The sequence below is a fragment of the Dysgonomonas sp. ZJ709 genome, from assembly GCF_011039195.1.
Classification (GTDB): domain Bacteria; phylum Bacteroidota; class Bacteroidia; order Bacteroidales; family Dysgonomonadaceae; genus Dysgonomonas.
Window position 1 is genome coordinate 93,929 of the sequence record NZ_JAAKEM010000012.1, and the last position, 17,616, is coordinate 111,544.

The following is a 17,616-nucleotide window of genomic DNA, read 5'->3' on the forward strand; positions in this document are numbered from 1 at the left end:
GTCTCATAAGTAAAATAATACAGTCAAAGTATTACTCTCTTTTGTCATCCTGAACGGAGAGAAGGATCTCTCAATCAAGAGCCAGGATTCTTCTCTCCGTTCAGAATGACAGAATGATACGAAAAATTACTTACGAGACACCTTGTTTTTTGGGGAATATGTGACTATATTTTTAAAATAAGCCCTTAGTTAAAACCGCAGCAATTTATTATTCCCCACTAACTACTAATGAATCAGCGGATAATACATAATAAGTTTTCATATTGTCTTCATCAATCACAGCATTCGATTTTTCAGATGCTTGAGCCATTTTCTCACGTCTTTCATGTTGAGCTTTGGCTCTTCTATCAAAGATCTCTTGGCTGTGATAATTATAAAGTGGGTATGATATTATAATCATAACTACACATATTAAAGGAAGTCTTGATTTCATAATATTCAATTTTTAGAGGGTTATTATTCAATGTTTACTATATAGAGAATAAAAAATCAAATATTCCATAAAAAGTCACCAAAACACAATATACACCTCACAAACAACCAGTTGAACAACATAAAACATAATAACTTAGCACTATGCAATCGTTTGCAGCCCATTTTCACGAAAAAGCGGCTTTATATAAAAGACTTTAGTTTATTAATACGTAGTTTTGTTACAAGAGAGGAAGACCTTTAACTAGACGACCATAAATTAATAGCCACAAAGAAAAATCACATGAAAATAATATTATCATTAGACTATAATACTGTATGGGGACAGACCATCTACATCTGTGGCTCCACTCCTGAATTAGGAAATTGGGATGAAGGCTTTGCAAAAAGTATGACTTGCATAGCTCCTTCCAAATGGCAGATTGAATTGGAAGTAAAAGATATATCAGAACTTAAATATTACTATATAGTAAAAGAATCGGGCAAAACTGTTCGTCGTGAATGGGGGAATCCACATACGCTAACACTTGCCACAGACAAGAAATTTATTGTAGAAGATATCTGGCAAGAAATTCCTCAACAAAAGTTTCTTTACACATCATGCTTTACCAATAGTTTTTTTCACCACAATCCCGTATCTAAAAGCAAATATTATAATAAAACAATCTTATTACAAATAATTTGTCCTTATGCTAAAAAAGGACAAGAACTGATACTTTGTGGTGATTCTAAAGTTTTTGGAAACTGGCAATTACAAGATGCTTTGCATTTTACACCTTTGGAGGATGGCATTTGGCTGTTAACAATTAATGCTTCGCAAATAAAATCAACGCTAGAATATAAGCTGGCAATTTATGATGCCAATGAAAAGAAAATTGTTCATTGGGAAAATGGTAACAATCGTTCCATCAATCCTCTTTCAATAGAGGATAAAGAGGATATAGTGAATGTACAAACACTGGAGTATCGCTATGGCTGGATGAATTGGAGAGCAGCAGGAGTATCTATTCCTGTCTTCTCTTTACGGTCAGATAATAGTTTTGGCATCGGTGAGTTTTCGGATATAAAGAAACTAATTGATTGGACAAGCAAAACGGGTCAGAAAGTAATACAAATATTACCCATAAACGATACAACTATCACCTACACATGGACTGATTCGTATCCATACAATGCAATATCTATTTATGCCCTCCATCCCATTTATCTGGGACTGAATGAATATCCGTTAAAAGATCAGAAGCTTTATAATAAATATCAGAAAGAAGCGGGTGAATTAAATACGCTGGCGAATGTAGATTACGATAAAGTAATAATTCTAAAATGGAAATATTTAACTGATCTTTTTGCCGAATGTGGAAATGATATATTGAAAAGTAAAGAATATACTGAGTTTTACAAAAAAAATGAAGAATGGCTATTCCCTTATGCCTGTTTCTCTTATTTGAGGGATAAACATAAGACAGCAAATTATTCGTTGTGGAAAGCAAATTCAGTCTATAACGAGAGTAAATTAAAAAAACTAATCGATACAGAGGATGGAGCTAAGACTTGTATCGATCTGCTATGCTTCACACAGTTTTTGCTTCATAAACAATTAGTAGAAGTAAAAGAATATGCTCATACCAATGGTGTTATTCTTAAAGGGGATATACCGATCGGCATCAGTCGCGACAGTGTCGAAGCATGGGTCGAACCTCATTTATTCAATTTAGACGTGCAAACGGGAGCACCACCCGACGACTTCTCGGTGAATGGTCAGAACTGGGGATTCCCAACTTACAATTGGGACGAAATGGCCAAAGATGGCTACCAGTGGTGGATAAAACGCTTCCGCAAAATGGCTGATTATTTCGATGCTTACCGTATCGACCATATCTTAGGCTTTTTCCGTATCTGGGAAATACCATTGTCATCCGTACAAGGCTTACTCGGTTATTTTAGCCCGGCATTACCACTTTCCATCGATGAGATTCATTCTTCAGGTATGTGGTTCGACGAATACCGTATGACTCAGCCATATATCCATGAGAGTTTCCTCGGTGATTTTTTTGGCGAGTATAGCCAGGAAGTAATCGGAAAATATATGCATCCTATTGCTTGGCAACGCTTCGAATTGAATGAAGACTGTAATACCCAAGTGAAAATTAAAAAAATATTCGCAGGGAAGACCGATGACAAAAATCTACGCATACGCGATGGCTTATATGGTCTATGCAATGAAGTAATATTTATTCACGACAAACGCGATCCATCGAAATATCACCCACGCATAACAGCACAGTATGCGTATACATATCGTGATCTGGATGATAGTACTAAAGCAGCATTCAATCGTCTGTATGATGATTTCTTCTATCACCGCCATTCTCAGTTTTGGCGCGAAGAAGCAATGAAGAAATTACCAACTCTTATTTCATCGACATCGATGCTTGTCTGTGGAGAGGACTTAGGAATGATTCCGGCATGTGTACCATCGGTCATGCACGAATTACAAATTCTCAGTCTCGAAATAGAACGTATGCCAAAGGAAAAAAATCTGCTTTTCGAAAGCTTGAGTAACCTACCCTATTTGAGTGTTTGCACCACTTCTACCCACGATATGGCTCCAATCAGAGCATGGTGGAACGAAGACCGAAATACGATCCAAAAATATTATAATCAGGTACTCTGGAAAGAAGGAGCTACACCTGAAGATTGCACTACTGAAATCTGCAAACAGATAGTAAACAATCATCTTAGCTCCCCATCTATGTTAGCCATCCTTCCGCTGCAAGATTGGTTATCTATTGATAGCAAGCTAAGAAGAGAAAATCCTGACGATGAACGCATAAATATACCATCCGTGCCACAACATTATTGGTGTTACAGAATGCATCTTACACTGGAAGATTTACTGAAAGCTGATGAATTTAATAAACAAGTAAAATCAAGTGTCGAATCATCAGATCGAATTTTATAAAAGAACAATAAAGAATAATATGAAAAAGAGTGTTTTAACCCTATTATTAGCCGTTTTAATCAGTCAATCTATTTTTGCAATTGACATTAAAACGTTAGAACCTGCATTTTGGTGGGCAGGAATGAAAAATCCTGAAGTACAAATTCTGATACACGGCGATAACATTGCTAAAAGCGATGTGAACATTACATCTAAAGCTGTGCGATTAAAAGAATCGGTTCGATTGGAGAATCCGAATTATCTATTATTATATTTAGATTTATCGGGTGCTCAACCGGAAAAATTCGATATAGTATTCCAACAAGGTAAAGATAAGAAGGTTGTTCCTTACGAAATAAAACAAAGAAAAACAGGATCATCAGATAGAATTGGCTTCAATTCGAGTGATGTACTATACCTGATTATGCCCGATCGCTTTGCAAATGGAGACCCATCAAATGACGTAGTTAAAGGAATGCGCGAAACAAAGGTAGATCGTAGTGAACAATATGCACGTCATGGCGGAGACTTTAAAGGAATAGCAAATAATCTGGATTACATTTATGACCTTGGTGTAACTGCTATCTGGTTAAATCCTGTAATGGAAAACGATATGCCGAGAGGCTCATATCATGGTTATGCCACTACCGACTATTATAAAGTGGACAGACGTTTCGGATCTAATGACGAGTTTGTTTCTTTAGTAGATAAAGCACATGCTAAAGGCATGAAAATAGTAATGGATATGATTTTCAACCATTGCGGCAGCGAACATTTCTTTTTCACAGACAAACCGTCTAAAGACTGGTTCAATTTTTCGGAGAAATACATCCAGACATCATATAAGACAACAACACAATATGATCCTTATGTGTCGACAGCAGATAAGAAATTAGCTTTGGATGGTTGGTTTGTAGAATCTATGCCGGATTTGAATCAACGGAATCCGCACGTAGCAAAATACCTCATCCAAAATAGTATCTGGTGGATCGAATATGGCGGAATTGACGGAATCCGTCAAGATACACATCCTTATGCAGACTTCGATATGATGGCTCGCTGGTGTAAAGAAGTAACCGAAGAATATCCGGACTTCAATATTGTAGGAGAAACATGGTATGGTAATAATGTGGCCATCGCTTACTGGCAAAAAGATAGTAAACTAGCTGCTCCCCGTAATTCCAATCTACGCAGCGTTATGGATTTCCCGTTGATGGGAGTTATGGAGAAAGCCTTCGACGAAGAAACTTCTTGGGATAATGGAATGGCGCGAATCTATGACTATCTGGGGCAAGATATTGTATATGAAAACCCAATGGAATTACTTATATTTCTCGACAATCATGATACATCCCGTTTCTATAAAACGGAAGAGAGTACATCTAATTTCGACAGATACAGACAAGCCATTACTTTTCTGTTAACAACACGTGGTATACCCGAAATATATTACGGTACAGAGATTCTGATGGCTGCCGACAAAGCAAATGGAGATGGTACTTTACGTGAAACATTCCCCGGAGGATGGGCGGAAGACAAACAAAATGCATTTACTAATCGCACGGATAAACAAGATAAAGCATATAATTTTGCACGTAAAATATTGCAATGGCGTAAAGGGAATGATGTTATAGCTAAAGGTACACTAAAACATTTCGCTCCTACCGATGGCATCTATGTTTACGAACGTAAACACAATGGCAAATCAGTAGTTGTTATATTAAGTGGAACAGACCAACAAAAAAACATTAACATAGCTTCATACAAGGAAATATTAACAAAGAATCAAGCAAAAGATATTATAAGTGAAAAAACAATAGATTTGAGTGGAAACACATTAACTATTGCTCCGAGAGATGTTCTGGTATTAGAATTTTGATTATTTTTATAGGGATAACTCCTCAACGTCTCCAATCATGAAAAAAGGTCATCTCACAATAAAAGATATAGCCAAAGATTTGAATGTTTCGCCCTCGACTGTGTCGAGGGCTTTAAAGGATAATCCCGACATCAGCCTCGAAACACGAAAACTTGTTCAGGAGTACGCCAAAAAAAATAAATACAAGCCGAATGCTCTTGCCCTTAGCCTGCGTAATCAGCACACCAATATCATCGGAGTTATTGTACCCGAATTGGCAAATCATTTCTTCTCAGCAGTATTGTCTGGAATGGAAACAATTGCCGAAGACAAAGGTTATCAGGTTATTATTTGTCAATCATCAGAAGATTACCATAAAGAAATACGTAATGTGCAAACTCTGATAAAGGCTCGCGTTTGCGGTGCCCTTATTTCACAAGCTAAGACGACAACACAGTACGAACATTTCGAAGAGTTGCTGGATAATGATATACCTGTTATCTTTTTCGACAGAATATGCACTGGTATAGATGCCGATAAAGTTGTGGTAGATGATTATTCCGGCACATTTACAGCTGTGGAATATATGATCAAAAGCGGATGTAAGCGCATAGCTTTTTTCTCCGCACCTCTTCATATGGAGATTTCTAAAAACAGAAAAAACGGCTATCTGGATGCTATACGCAAATATCATTTACCAGTAGAGGAAAATTTGATTCGTATAGCCGACAATAAGCCATTAGGATATGAAAGAGCAATGGAGATACTCCAAGAGCCAAATAGACCTGATGGTTTTATGGCAATGAATGATTATACAGCTTCCGGCATATTATTAGCGGCAAAGAAACTAAAACTAAGAATACCTGACGATATATCTATTTGCGGCTTTTCGAACTCGAATATATCACAGGATACCGATCCGATGCTTACAACAATGGATCAGCACCCCGAAAAAGTAGGCGAAGAAGCGATGAAACTTTTGCTCGAAAAAGTTGAAAATCCCGAAGACACGACACGAAAGAATAAGATCATAAAAACATCGCTGATTGTCAGGCAGACTACACATGTTCTGACCGACAATTAAAATAATACACTAAACCAATACCGATCTAAACCATATACCATGAAACAAAAACCTACTCTTAACTTTTGGCAAATCTGGAATCTTAGTTTCGGATTTTTAGGCATACAAATAGGATATTCATTACAAAGTTCTCAAACAAGCCGAATACTTTCGGCACTCGGGGCAGATCCTCACCACCTACCGCTATTCTGGCTGGCAGCGCCCATAGCCGGACTTATTGTACAACCGATCATCGGAATGTCGAGCGATCGTACATGGACAAGACTAGGCAGGCGTATTCCATTTATACTGGCTGGAGCAATAGTGTCTGCTATTGCCATGTTTTTTATGCCCAATTCTGAAATAGTAGCGCATATTTTCCCACCCGTTTTTTTCGGAGCTTGTATGTTGCTATTCATGGACTGTGCATTCAATGTTTCCATGCAACCATTCCGATCTCTGGTTGGGGATATGGTAAACGATAAACAACGAAATCAAGGATACTCGATACAGAGTTTCCTTACAAACATAGGGGCTGTTGTGGGTTCCTTTCTTCCTTTTATACTGACATGGATCGGAATAAGAAATATACCGAAAGTAGGGGAAATGGTTCCACCTTCGGTGATCTGGGCTTTTTATTTCGGAGGAGCAGTATTGTTACTTGCTGTGCTATGGACATGCTTCCGTGTAAAAGAATATCCGCCTAAAGAGTATGAAGAATATAATAATATTACAGAGGCTGAAAAGAAAAAAACATCGTTCGTCGATATTCTGAAAAGCACTCCTAAAACAATGCTTCAGCTATCCATTGTCCAGTTTTTCTCGTGGTTTGCATTATTCTTAATGTGGGTGTATGCAACCGACGGTATTGCCGAAAATGTCTGGCACACGAAAGACCCTCTTTCACAAGCATATAACGAAGCAGGAAACTGGAATGGTGTATTGAGTGGCATTTATGGCATATTCGCTGTTGGATTTTCCATATTCATGGCAAAGATAGCCGATAAAATAGGACGTAAAAAAGTTTATTCTTTTGCTCTGTTAATGGGTGCATTAGGCTTAGTGTCGATGTTCTTCTTCGATGATAAAAATATGTTGCTGATTTCCATGCTCGGCGTTGGTATTGCTTGGGCAGGCATTCTAGCTATGCCCTATGCGATTCTATCAGCAGCACTTCCTGCAAGTAAAATGGGTGTATATATGGGAATATTCAATGCGACAATCACCATTCCTCAGATTGTTGCGGGATTAACAGGTGGCTTATTGTTGAAATACGTTGCCGGAGGCAGTTCTATCACAATGCTTGTTGTCGCAGGCGTGTCCATGTTATTAGCAGCAATTTCGGTTGCGTTTGTAAAAGACATAGAGCCTAAAGCAGCAGAAACTGAAATGATAAAATAAATACATAAAATAAATTACATGAGAAAGAATCTTTCATTATTCATTATTGCATCCCTTGTTTTGCTTGGTACATCTTGTAAACAAAAAGCCAATAATGATAATCTAACAGTAGAAACAGAAGAAAAATGCACCGTGCAACACCTCGATTGGACCCGTAATGCTGTAATCTACGAAGTAAATATCAGACAATACACCAAAGAAGGAACATTCGCTGCATTCGAACAGCATTTGCCCCGTCTTAAAGACTTAGGGGTGGATGTACTTTGGATTATGCCAGTGCATCCTATATCAGAAAAAAATAGAAAAGGAACACTCGGCAGCTATTACGCTGTAAAAGACTACAAAGGTATTAATCCCGAATTCGGTACAAAAGAAGACTTCAAACGCTTGGTAGATAAGGCTCACGAAATGGGATTCAAAGTAATAATAGACTGGGTAGCAAATCATACAGGCTGGGATAATGCATGGATAACCGAACATCCTGATTGGTACATGAAAGACAGTACCAACACGATTGTTTCGCCTTACGACTGGACTGACACCGCAGAGTTGAATTACGATAACAATGATATGCGCACGGCAATGGTTGGTGCGATGAAATATTGGGTTACCGATTTCGATATCGATGGTTTCAGATGCGATATGGCGCACGAGGTTCCAACCGATTTCTGGAATAGTACCAGAAAGGAATTGGACAGTGTAAAACCAATGTTTATGCTAGCCGAATCTGAAAACTCTGACTTGTTAGAGCATGCTTTTGATGCGAACTATTCATGGGAATTAATGCATATGATGGCTGATGTAGTAAAAAAGACTAAGAATGCTGACACTATTTACTCTTATATTCAAAAACTGGATACTACAATTTGTAGTGATGCTTATAAAATGAATTTCCTTACCAATCACGATGAGAATTCATGGAACGGAACAGAATTCGAACGTTATGGAAGGGGTGTGGAAGCTTTTGCAGTACTTACCTATACTCTCAATGGTATGCCGATGATATATACCGGACAGGAAGTAGGATTAAAGAAACGTTTATCTTTCTTCGAGAAAGACCAAGTTCCGTCATGGAACGAAAACTCAACTACAGAATTCTATAAAAAATTAAATAATCTAAAACGCACTCATCCTGCTTTGCGTGCCGGTGAACAAGGTGGAAAGATAAAAAGATACAGTACTTCCGCTAACGATAATCTGCTGATATTCTCGCGAGAAAGAGAAGGGAAAGAAATCCTTGTTATGCTGAACTTATCGGATAAGAATATTACGTATACGAGTAACGATGGATTTGGCAGAGGTAATTTTACAGATTACTTTACAGGAACAGCCATCAAAGAACTACCTGCAACTCTTAAACCTTGGGAGTATAGAGTACTGACAAAATAACATTCAGTTTTAGTTTATATACAAACAGTGAGGGCGCAGATTGAATAATCTGCGCCCTTGAATTTAAACTAAACATTACTATGATCTAAACAATCTTACTAATATAGACCTCACAGTTTCTTTAATCCTTTTGTTTGTTCTTTATCTGATTCAATTACACTGATAGCGTATCCGCCACCCGGTGCACAAAGTTGAGATAACTTCGACTTATTGGTAACTATTACCTTGCGGATAGCATAAGCCTGTGGATTTGTTTTATAATTAGCATCCTTAGCATCGCTATAAATAGTTGCTATATATTGCTTGCCGGCATCCAGATAGTCGAATGAAATAGCAGATGTACGTCCATTCTCGTCGCAAGTACTACCTATAAACCAGTTATTCGATCCTTTTGCTTTACGTGCAATCGTAATATAATCTCCCGGTTCAGCCTCCAATATTTTTGTATCGTCCCAATCGATCGCAACATCTTTGATGAACTGAAATGCATCTAGAAATTTATTATATGTTTCAGGCAAATCTGCTGCCATTTGCAATGGGCTGTACATCGTAACATACAGTGCCAATTGGCGGGCAAGAGTTGTATTTACATGCGAATTATTATCGGGATTATAAGCGCTTACATCCATTTGGAAAATACCCGGTGTATAATCCATCGGACCACCTATCAAACGTGTAAACGGAAGAATTGTGGTATGATCGGGAGTGTTGCCGCCAAATGCTTCATATTCTGTTCCGCGAGCCGATTCATTACCGATAAGATTCGGATATGTACGAGATACTCCTGTCGGGCGCACTGCCTCATGAGCATTTACCATAATCTTGTGTTTAGCTGCTTCTTCTAAAGCATGCATATAATGATTTACCATCCATTGTCCGTAATGAAATTCACCACGAGGAATAATACTTCCTACATAACCGCTCTTTACAGAATTATAGCCATTGTCTGCCATAAACTGATATGCTTTCTCCATGTGACGCTCATAATTGCGTACCGAAGAAGATGTTTCATGATGCATCATCATTTTCACGCCTTTACTTTTAGCATAGTTATGAATTTCCTGAACATCGAAATCAGGATATGGAGTAACGAAATCAAACACATAGTCTTTCGAGTGACCAAACCAATCTTCCCATCCGATATTCCAACCTTCGACTAATACGGCATCGAATCCGTGAAGGGCTGCAAAATCAATATACTTTTTCACATTAGGTGTATTCGCTGCGTGTTTACCGTTAGGTTTTGTCTTTGTATAATCGGTTTCTCCTAATCTAACACTTGGCAATTCGTCTGTATACGCCCATGTGCTTTTTCCGGTAATCATTTCCCACCATACACCGATATATTTGACAGGCTTGATCCACGAAGTATCTTCTATCTTAGAAGGGTCATTCAGGTTCAGTGTCAATTTAGAAGCTAGTATATCGCGAGCATCGTCACTCACGATTACTGTACGCCAAGGTGTTTGAGTCGGAGCTTGCATATAGCCTTTAGCTCCTTGGGCATCGGGAGTCAACCACGATTCTAAGACCATATTTTTATCATCCAGATTCAAATGCATACAAGCATAATCTATCAAAGCTGCTTCGTGTATATTGATGTAAAGTCCGTCTGAACTCTTCATCATCAATGGAGTCTGTACACCTGTTTCAGAAAATGGTGTTTGCGAAACGTTAGGCGTATAAGCAGTTTTGAAGCGGCTTCTTATTTCTGATAGATTCGACGTTGTGTAGTTATATTCTTGCGTATCATAGTCACCGGGTATCCAAAATGTTTTATGATCGCCTGCCAATGCAAATTGGGTCTTTTCTTCTTTGATAACAAAGTAAATCAGATTCTTTTGTGTAGGAAATTCATAACGGAAACCAAGACCGTCATCGAATACACGGAAACGAAGTACAATTTGCCTGTCTGTTGATTTTTGATTCAAAGTAACAGCAAGTTCATTATAATGGTTACGAATATCTTTTACTTCTCCCCAAACTGGTTGCCATACTTCATCGAATGTAGAGACCTTTGTTCCCGTTACTTCAAAGCCGTTCAATAAAGACACTTTATCATTTGCCTGATCTGTATTCGATTTGCGTTCGATAGAAAAATCACTGAAATCAGAAGGTTTATCCGATTCATCTTTCAGCTCCAGTCCCAGTTTACTGGGTTTAATAACATCTTTACCTTTATACGTCAGACTGTATGTCGGCACTCCTCCATCGTGTAACGAAAAGGATAGTTTCAGATTACCATTTGGTGATTGTACATCTTGCGCTGAAATAAGTCCAGCCGAAAGACATAAACACACCAGAGTAAATAATTTTCTCATTGCTTTGTTTTAATATAATTAGTGATTTAATGATTTATCATCTTAAATGAAGTCGGATAGAATCCGTTATACAAAGTAACGGATTAGATACTGCTATATGCCTATATGCCCAATGCAATGAAGCATTTTTCGTTGCAAACGTTTGCAGATAAAACATTATAAAAAAAGCGACAGGTAAATATCCCTATCGCTTTCTATGAAGAATTTATTTTACAATTTATTGAATCGTACCTGTTCCTGTTTTAAAGTCAAGAGTTACAACAGCTCCTGCTGCAACCGGAACAGCAGCTTGATCACCGCCTGTTCCTCTATATTCAATCTTGCCATTAAAAATATTAAACTCTCTGGTCCACCAATCTGATGTTGCAATAGAAGATGCAGCATACATTCTAACATTATTGGCGGCAGTTGTTGTAATTGTAGCTTTACCATCAGTCACAGTAAATGGATATTGACCTTCCGACCATCCGCCAAAGGCATCACCGATACCATAAACCTTAGCCGGTTCGATTGCTATTTTCTTTTCAGCCATATCTATATAAACCATATACAAACCATCTGCCGGTACGACAGCATTCCCGTCACCATCGTTTGTAAAGCCGATCGATATATCTTGTTTTCCGAAAGCTGTACCCCAATCTCTATCAGGTGACCATTTAAAACCATTACCACCTGTAAAATAATTAATAGTCCAAAATGCTCCCGCAACACCATTAACTGGTATTAATTTAACAGCACCTTCTGCATCCCAATTCCAGCCGCCAAAATCTGCGCCGGTCATATAAAGTTCTGTCGGAAGAGGTAGTATATACAAACAAGTGAATGCAACCGATTTGGTATCGCTAATAAATACCGGATCCGCGCCTGCTGTACCCAAACTTGTTCTCAAGCGGAAATAAAGTTTAATCTCTCTGGATTCTTTCACAAACATCATAGCGGCATTATTCAGCTCCCTATAAGTCAGCTCTATAGACGTTCCGGCTGTGGCTGTAAATACCTTGAATGTTTCGAAAGATTCGAGTGTGTCCACTTCAATCTCGTATCTGGAAGGAGATTGTACACCAAATTCAGATTTAGTCCAGCTCCAAGAACCGATAACCTCTGTCAAATCTGTATCTTCTGTTATTTCAAATCCTTGCGTAACTTCCTGTGTGAAAACAGGGGCTACAAAATCATTTTCATTCAACGTTATCCTATTGCTATCATCATCGCAGGAATAAAATCCAAACAGACAAAGCGATATGATTAAAAATATATTTAGTTTTTTCATAATTCTTATATATTATATTTATGATAACTCGTAAATTAATATCCGTCCGCGTATTGTTGCAGGTTCGGATTAGAACCCATATCGTCAGCAGGAATCGGGTATACATTGTATCTTTTATCTACGCTTTTTCCGTTAAAGGTATTACCCTTCCATGTCCAAATATATGAATCGGTTGTCAATTGATTGAAACGAACCAAATCGGTACGGCGTTGTGCTTCGAAGAAAAATTCACGTCCGCGCTCGTCTAGTATAAATTGCTCGTTTATAGAGCTAACACTTGCACTAGGAGAATTGTTATATGCACGCTTGCGTAAATTGTTTACATAAGTGAGTGCTGTAGATGTACTACCGCCTGCTCCTCCGCGAAGAACTGCCTCTGCATAATTCAAGTATATTTCGCCCAAACGGAATAAAGGAAAATCGGTATAAACAATATTACTTGGCGGCAAAGATCCGTCTTTATTCACATTAGAATATTTAACTACAGGGATACCATTCTTATATCTGGTCGGGTCGATTATTTCAACATTATCAGCCAGATCGGGTTTCAACATAGAGAAACGAGTATCATCATTATAGCCGGTTTCTTTTTTGAAAACGTTCAACAGAGATACGCGGGCACGATTCCCCTGCCAAGCACCTTGTGCGTTAACATCGCTTTGTAATGCTGATGGTACAGTACTACAGATAAGGAATGTCATTCCTCCCCAAGTTTGAGTATCGGCACCTTCGTAGCGAATAGGGAAAATCATTTCTTTCGAATTACCGTTATCAGCTTTAAACATATCTTCGTACTTAGGTTCTAATTCATATCCTACTGCTATTACTTTACTACTATAAGTAATACATTCTGTGTATTTACTTACTCCGGTATAAGTTTCTGCATTCAGATACAAACGTGATAATAAAGACCATGCTGCCGCTTTAGTAACGCGACCATAATATTTATTGTTATAACCCACGAATGGTTCTAATAAAGCATCTTGAGACTCCAACAATTCTGTTTCGATATAAGTAAATAATTCTTTCGGTTGAATTTGTGTAGGGGGTTCTTTACCTATCGCATTATTTTCCGTAACAAAAGGAACAGCACGGAACATGTCTAACAGGTAATAATAGGCAAGAGCTCTCAAGAAACGGGCATCACCTCTATAAACCTCGATTTCTGATCTTACATCAGCCTCAACTCCTCGCGATGATAATTTCTCATCAGTCGTTTCCCTTAAAAACTCATTCGCAAGATTCACCTGATAATAAAGACGGTAATACATTCCTTTGATAAATACATTTCCTGAATTCCAGTTCATGTAATTGAAATTATCGATACCAACATCAGTCCAGTTACAATGAGCTTCATCAGTCGGTAATTCCTGCATATTCCACAAACCGCGTAAGAAAGAAGCCTGACTACCACCGTCAACACCGGCTACATCCGACTCGTCATCTCCCGCTTTGTTTCCTGAAATAGTATATCCTGCATAAATTTTAGCTAAGCTGGATTTATAAGCTCCTAATTCTTTTCCGAAAACAGTTTCAGATACCTGTTCGTTCGGATCGATGGGCAATGTATCCAGATCATCCGTACATGATGTCATAGCTACTGATACTCCAAACAATAGCGCTATTGCCAAATATTTATATTTTATAGTTTTCATATCTATTTTATTTTGAAGATTAGAATTGTAGGCTAAGACCTATCATGTATATACGTGGGCGTGGATAAATATTATTATCGATACCCTCATTGTTAAATTCCGGATCTAAACCATTATACGATGTTATTACAAATGGATTTTGCACTGTTCCATATAACCTCATAGAACCTACATATTTCACAGGATTAACGAATGTATATCCGAGTGAGATATTGTCCATCCGCACGAAAGATGCATTTTGCACGTAATAACTTGACAGATATTGAGGGTCGCTGAAGTTAGTATAAGCAGCACTATTCACACGATTTTTCAAGAAACCCGACGGGTCATACATGATGGCACCACCATGTGCTTCTCTGTTCGATTGTATATTGTTGTAAGCATAGTTTCCGATACTCGCACGCACTGTAAAGTTAAAATCCCAGTTCTTATATGCCAATTGAGAAGTCATACCCATCAATACATCCGGCGCAGCACTTTTGTATTTAATCAAATCTTTTGTATCTATTACGCCATCTTTATTTTGATCGATAAATGCTCCTTCTATCGGTCTTCCATCACTATTATAAACCTGCTCGTATACATAGAATGAATTGAATGGATGATTTAAAGCGTGAATCAAAACATTTGTTCCTGTACCTCCGGATATACCACCATGGATAATTCCCGCATAATCAGGATTAGGATTATCAAGTACTTTAGTTATTTCATTATCATTGTATGAAACATTATAATTCAATGTCCAGTTCCAATCTTTGGTTTCGATAGGACGAGCTGTTACAGAAAACTCAATACCTTTATTTACAAGCTCTCCCATATTAGTCAGCAATACATTACTGAAGTTTGTACCTGCCGAAATAGGAACTTTATTTAAAAGGTCTTTTGTTTTGCGATAATATACATCTACTGCTCCTGAAATACGATTTCCTAAGAATCCATAGTCAACACCGACGTTATAAGTCGTAGTTTCTTCCCATTTTAAGCCTTTGTCATATGCCTCTGGTCGAAGTACTTGAACTTTCTCGTCGCCCCAGAAGTAATTAGCACCCGGTTTACTATATTTATATCTCGCCAGATGTGGATAATCCCCGACATCCGAACCAAGATTTTGTTGACCTGTAATACCATAACCCAAACGCAGCTTCAAATCTGAGAATAAAGTTTGATCCTTCATAAACGATTCTTCGTTGATTCTCCATGCTAATGCTGCAGAAGGGAATAATCCCCAACGATTATCTTCATTGAAACGAGACGAACCATCTCTACGTAAAGTAGCTGTGAATAAATAACGATTGTCGAATGTATAATTTGCACGACCGAAGAAGGATATCAAATAGTTTTCAGACTCGTAAGAATCACCTTCTTTGTAGAATGTTGCATCTTTTTGCTGAGCAACTGTTGATGAGTAAGGGTATATGTTTGTATCTTTTCTATAGAATTCTTGCCATGAATAACCGCCCAGTACATCAAAACGATGCTTACCGATCTCTTTCGCATAATTAAGATAGAATTCCATTAACAAACTGCGTTTTAGCTGAGTATAATGTCTATTATCTCCCCATCCTTCTTTAAAATTACCTTGCACCCAACTCATCGGAGAATTATCTTCAATAGTCACATCTCCTTTACTACTAGAGACATCGTAACCGAGATTTAAATTTGCACGTAGTTCTGGTAAGAAGTGCATTTTATAGTCGAACTGAACATTACCGAGGCTTCTTTTTACAGTTGACTCATCGTGTTTCTGATTAAGAAAAGCTACTGGATTAGTCAAACCTATATCGATAGGTGTACCGTCTTCTTTCAAATACATGTAATATCCATTGCCATATTTACTATCGTTGCTGTAAATAGGTTGAGTAGGATCAAATTCAGCTGCGGCACCAATGGCTCCTTTGTCTGCAAATACGTTTGTATTATAAACACCTTTTACGTTTAATTGTACACTCAACTTATCATCGAAGAATTTAGGGCTCAAATTAATTGATCCGGTCCAACGATCCATAGTAGATGTTTTTAAGATACCATTCTCTTTAGTATATCCCAGTGAAACACGGTAAGGCAACATATTCGCAGCACCGGCAACACTTATATTATGGTCGTTACTGAATGATGTGCGGAAAATTGCATCCTGCCAGTTTGTTGAAGCAGAACCTAGAGCTTTTACCTGCTCACTACCTGCACCGAATACTTCTGTTACATAGTTGCGGAATCGGCCTGCATCCATTACATCGATTTCACCTTTTTTAGTACTAATTGAGAATGTTCCGTTATAGGCTACCTTAGGTTTACCAGCCTGTCCTTTTTTAGTAGTTATAATAATAACACCATTCGATGCACGAGAACCATAAATTGCAGTAGCAGAAGCATCCTTCAATACTGTAAAACTCTCTATATCGTTCGGATTAACAGTAGATAAAGGATTACCCATACCATTGATCGCATTATTATCAACAGGTATACCATCAATCACAACAAGAGGCTCATTACTCGCCGAAACTGACGATCCTCCACGAATACGGATAGAAGCACCTGTACCGGGAGCACCTCCATCATTAATAACACTAACACCGGGTGCTTTCCCAATCAATAGGTCAGAGGCGGCTACAGCCATACCTCTTGCTAGTGAATTTGCCGAAATAGTAGTAACAGCACCGGTTAAATCTTCTTTTTTCACACTACCATAGCCGATAACTACAACCTCATCTAATAATGCTACATCTTCTTCGAGCGTTACGGAGATTGATCTTTTACCTGCTACCGATACTTCTTTCGTTGTAAAACCAATAAAAGAAATAACTAAAGTCGAATTGGAGGGTGTATTGATTTGAAAATTCCCGTCAATGTCCGTCATTGCTCCGACAGTTGTACCTTTCACGACAACACTTGCACCTGTAATAGGCTCACCAAGATTATCTTTTACATTTCCATTAACAGCAATCGTTGCACCCTCTTGAGCGTACAAGTTTGTTAATGTCAGCATTCCAATCATTAAGAATAAGAATACTCTCGCATAACTTTTCTGATTTGTTTTCCTTTTCATGTGGATAATATTAAGGATTAGCTTAACAATATTTGATTTACACTATACACTACACTGTAAGTACTCATGAAAAGGTTTCGAACACTTTCATGGGTCTTAGATTTATGATGCAAATATGATAAGTTGAATTGTGTTTAGGACTAGACAAGTAACAGAATCACATGTTTTTGTTATGCAATCGTTTGCAATCAATCTGCATCCCACTAAAAGGAGTGGCAAAAGGGAGTATTAATTAACAATTTG

At 38.0% G+C, this 17,616-nt stretch carries 10 protein-coding genes; 5 read left to right on the forward strand and 5 right to left on the reverse strand.

Annotation, left to right across the window (positions count from 1 at the left end):
• Positions 1-208 precede the first annotated feature (208 nt).
• A complete protein-coding gene (locus G7Y56_RS10080; RefSeq protein WP_165020722.1) occupies positions 209-433 on the reverse strand; it encodes a hypothetical protein in 225 nt (74 codons plus the stop codon).
• Positions 434-715: 282 nt separating this feature from the next.
• Here G7Y56_RS10080 and G7Y56_RS10085 point away from each other — a divergent pair, with 282 nt between their 5' ends.
• From G7Y56_RS10085 to G7Y56_RS10105, 5 genes are read left to right on the forward strand one after another with little or no spacing between them, the layout of a single operon-like run.
• Positions 716-3,394, forward strand: coding sequence for a 4-alpha-glucanotransferase (locus G7Y56_RS10085; RefSeq protein ID WP_165043178.1), 2,679 nt, complete (start codon positions 716-718; stop codon positions 3,392-3,394).
• Between the two features lie 19 nt (positions 3,395-3,413).
• Positions 3,414-5,252 (forward strand): glycoside hydrolase family 13 protein, encoded by a 1,839-nt coding sequence (locus G7Y56_RS10090; RefSeq protein ID WP_165043180.1) that lies wholly within the window; start codon positions 3,414-3,416, stop codon positions 5,250-5,252.
• 37 nt (positions 5,253-5,289) lie between these two features.
• Entirely contained in the window at positions 5,290-6,315 is a 1,026-nt protein-coding gene (locus tag G7Y56_RS10095; RefSeq protein WP_165043182.1) for a LacI family DNA-binding transcriptional regulator, read from the forward strand.
• Positions 6,316-6,354: 39 nt separating this feature from the next.
• A complete protein-coding gene (locus G7Y56_RS10100; protein WP_165043183.1) occupies positions 6,355-7,695 on the forward strand; it encodes an SLC45 family MFS transporter in 1,341 nt (446 codons plus the stop codon).
• Positions 7,696-7,713: 18 nt separating this feature from the next.
• On the forward strand, positions 7,714-9,084 hold the full coding sequence (locus tag G7Y56_RS10105; RefSeq protein ID WP_165043185.1) for an alpha-amylase family glycosyl hydrolase: 1,371 nt from the start codon (positions 7,714-7,716) through the stop codon (positions 9,082-9,084).
• A 110-nt stretch (positions 9,085-9,194) separates the two neighbouring features.
• Here the strand turns inward: G7Y56_RS10105 and G7Y56_RS10110 are convergent, their stop codons facing one another.
• The 4 genes from G7Y56_RS10110 to G7Y56_RS10125 all read right to left on the reverse strand — a co-directional run bounded on the left by G7Y56_RS10110 (position 9,195) and on the right by G7Y56_RS10125 (position 17,373).
• On the reverse strand, positions 9,195-11,405 hold the full coding sequence (locus G7Y56_RS10110) for a glycoside hydrolase family 97 protein (RefSeq protein WP_165043187.1): 2,211 nt from the start codon (positions 11,403-11,405) through the stop codon (positions 9,195-9,197).
• 217 nt (positions 11,406-11,622) lie between these two features.
• A complete protein-coding gene (locus G7Y56_RS10115) occupies positions 11,623-12,675 on the reverse strand; it encodes a SusF/SusE family outer membrane protein (RefSeq protein WP_255498720.1) in 1,053 nt (350 codons plus the stop codon).
• A 35-nt stretch (positions 12,676-12,710) separates the two neighbouring features.
• Positions 12,711-14,330 (reverse strand): RagB/SusD family nutrient uptake outer membrane protein, encoded by a 1,620-nt coding sequence (locus G7Y56_RS10120; protein WP_165043189.1) that lies wholly within the window; start codon positions 14,328-14,330, stop codon positions 12,711-12,713.
• A 19-nt stretch (positions 14,331-14,349) separates the two neighbouring features.
• A complete protein-coding gene (locus G7Y56_RS10125) occupies positions 14,350-17,373 on the reverse strand; it encodes a TonB-dependent receptor (RefSeq protein ID WP_165043190.1) in 3,024 nt (1,007 codons plus the stop codon).
• Positions 17,374-17,616 lie beyond the last annotated feature (243 nt).